The following is a 1608-nucleotide window of genomic DNA, read 5'->3' as shown; positions in this document are numbered from 1 at the left end:
CGTATGAGTGGAGCTGGCGGCCGTGCGACCCCCAGTGCTCGTGCGCCTCGTCGGTCGTGGTGCCAAGGAGGCGTGCCAGCAGGTGCTCGTAGTAGGCGTCGACCTGCAGCAGGTTGGCGGTCACGTAAGCGAAGACGCTCACAATCGCAAGCGACAGCAGCTGCTCCAGGCTCCCCGTGAGCTCAAAGGCGAGCACGACGGCCGTGACCGGCGCTCGAATGGCACCCGCGAACATTCCGGCGATACCGAGCACCATGAAGTTCATCACGAAGGCGTCGCTCATGCCCAGGACGCGCGTGGCGCCCATGCCAAAGATGGCGCCAGCGAGCGTGCCCATGATGACCAGCGGAAAGAGCGTGCCGCCTGGCGTTCCCGCGCCAAAGCAGACGCCCGTGAAGAGATACTTGCCCAGCAGGACGAGCACCAGAGTGCCAATCGAGAGCCCCTGGGGGCTCATGAGCATCTCGAGAATCGCGTCGCCGCCACACATGAGCTCGGGCGCCAGAAGGGCCACCCCGCCCGCGACCATGAACGGTATGAGGTAGCGTAGCCAGGCATGGCGGTAGCGGATGCGCGACAGCAGGTTCTGCAGCGCAAACATGCCGATGTTGTGGGCCGCGCCCACGACGCCCATGACGAGGCCAAAGACGATGAGCAGCGCATAGGCCTCGTGAGGGATGATCTCACTTAGCCTGAAGCTGATGACCGGTTGAAGGCCCAGCACTTGGCTCGTCACGTAGTCGCTCATGACGGCGCTCATCATCACCGAGATAATCAGGGGCGCGTTGAACGTCTTGTGAATCTCCTCGAGGGCAAACATCACGCCGGTGAGGGGCGCGTGGAACGCCGCGGCCATGCCTGCGCCCGCGCCGCAGGTGACGAGCAGGCGCTCCTCTCCCCTCCCGCGCTTGAGGATGCGCGAGACGCCCTTGCCGGCCATGCCGCCAAGCTGCACCGACGGGCCCTCGCGGCCGAGGGACAGGCCGCCGAGGGCGCCAATCGTACCTTCGGCGAACTTGGCGGCGATGACGCGGTACCAGGGCGCGTCCATGGCACCCATGACCTCGGCGTCGACCTGCGGGATGCCCGAGCCCGAGGTGGCGGGCTCCCACCTCACGAGAAGCGCCACCACGACCGCCATGACGGCCAGGGCGACGAACCATGCGACCGCCATGACGGGGTTGTTCGCCCAGCTCGCTACGATGGCTCGCAGGATGCGCTCGCCCTGTGTGAGGGCAAGGCGGTAGAGCGTCACGAGGGCGCCGGCAAAGAGGCCCACGAGGGCGCCCTCCCACACGAGGCTCACCTGGAACCTGCGCGAGAGCCTGCGCCTGATGGGATTCTCGAACACCTGCACGCTAGCTCCTCGTCTCTCGATTGCAAGAAAAAGCCGGCTAGGTGGGCTGAGCCGCACCCTGACCGGCAAAATCATACGCCATCTGACAAGCCGTGGGGCCAACTGGGGTCGAGCGTGCGCCCACCACCCCGGCCATAAGTCCTAGTCGACCTTGATGAGCGAGAAGATGTCCTGCGGGAACTCCTTGCCAATGGCCTCGCGGGGGTTGAGGAACGCGAGCTCGAGGATGAACGAGAAGCCCACTATCTTTG

At 65.6% G+C, this 1608-nt stretch carries 1 protein-coding gene; it reads right to left on the bottom strand.

Going from position 1 to position 1608, the window contains the following annotated elements; all coding sequences use genetic code 11:
- Positions 1–1357: ClC family H(+)/Cl(-) exchange transporter (locus AC1VTH_RS08210; RefSeq protein WP_481335695.1), on the bottom strand; the 1357-nt coding region annotated here is incomplete at its 3' end.
- Between the last annotated feature and the right edge of the window lie 251 nt (positions 1358–1608).

This window comes from Parolsenella sp., assembly GCF_982402205.1.
The sequence above is the reverse complement of the archived record's forward strand: the minus strand, read 5'-3'. Positions and strand labels throughout refer to the sequence as shown.